This is a genomic window from Rothia sp. HMSC078H08, assembly GCF_001808955.1.
In the GTDB taxonomy this organism is placed as follows: Bacteria; Actinomycetota; Actinomycetes; order Actinomycetales; family Micrococcaceae; genus Rothia.
The window spans coordinates 1-1019 of record NZ_KV795244.1; the positions used below are offsets into that span (position 1 = coordinate 1).

At 60.3% G+C, this 1019-nt stretch carries 1 protein-coding gene; it reads left to right on the plus strand.

Features of this window, described 5'->3' with window-relative positions; translation table 11 throughout:
• The first annotated feature begins 82 nt into the window (after positions 1–82).
• Positions 83–676, plus strand: a complete 594-nt coding sequence (locus HMPREF2528_RS01840) for a protoglobin domain-containing protein (RefSeq protein ID WP_005505324.1) — start codon at positions 83–85, stop codon at positions 674–676.
• The last annotated feature ends 343 nt before the right edge of the window (positions 677–1019 follow it).

Sequence of the window (1019 nt, forward strand, 5' to 3'; positions counted from 1 at the left end):
CAAAACGATTACACCACTCCACAGGACTTGACCTGAGCAAGAGCACGTTCTACAATTGACGCATAAGTTCAAGGGGGTTCGCATGACCGCTTACGACCACTCGTCGGGGTACACCTACGGCACCGATGCCGTCCCCACGTCTCCGCTCACACTCGAGGATCTACGCCAGATTGAGGCCGCCGCGCACGTCCAGCCCGGTGACGCAGAGCTGCTCGCGCGAGCAGAACCCATCCTGGCGCCGCATGCCATGGAAATGGTCGACACGTGGCGCGGGATTTTGGCTCAAAAGACCTACCTGGCAGCACATTCCGCGCATCCGGATGGACAGCCGAACCCCGAGTACGCGCAGGCGTCAAAGCCCCGATTCGCCCAGTGGATCATCGACATGTGCACGCGCGAGCGGGATCAGGCGTGGTTGGACTACCAGTACCTGATTGGAGCTCGACACATGACCGCGGCGAAGAACGCGGCGGATGGGGCGGACTCGACGCCATTCGTGCCTCTGCGCTACGTGCTCGCCTTCATCGCGCCGACTGTGGAGGTCGGGCACCGTCTCCTGGCGGAGGGCTTCGAGGGCGCAGAACTGGACGCTGTCCGTGACGCGTGGACTCGCGCTGTGACTGTCGCCGTGACAGTGTGGGCGTATGCCTACCGCGATCACCCCGAGCAATTCTGATCCGGCGCTCGCCACCTACGACTCCCCCATCGGCCGCCTCACGCTTGATAGCGGTGTATTCGTCTTTCGCACTCTCTGACTGCTCTCCCTGGAAGCCTCAGTGGCTTCCAGGGAGAGCTTTCTTTCTGGGTTATAGGACACTACGTGTTGCTGGTTGGGTGACTTTTCGGCTTTCTGGTGCGGGAAAGTCACTCTTTCAGTTGGTCGTGTTTGCCTCGTTCCTGTGAATACTGCATCGTGCTCTGTGTGTGGCTGCCCCATGATCCGTCACGGTAAGAAGTCAACAGGAGGTCCTTTGAAGATCGCGGTGGTAGAAGTCCGCTCATCATCAAGGACCTCGACC

What these genes read in the sequence shown, in the direction of transcription:
- HMPREF2528_RS01840 (WP_005505324.1), top strand. Translation starts at nt 83, where the DNA reads ATGACCGCTTACGACCACTCGTCGGGGTACACCTACGGCACCGATGCC.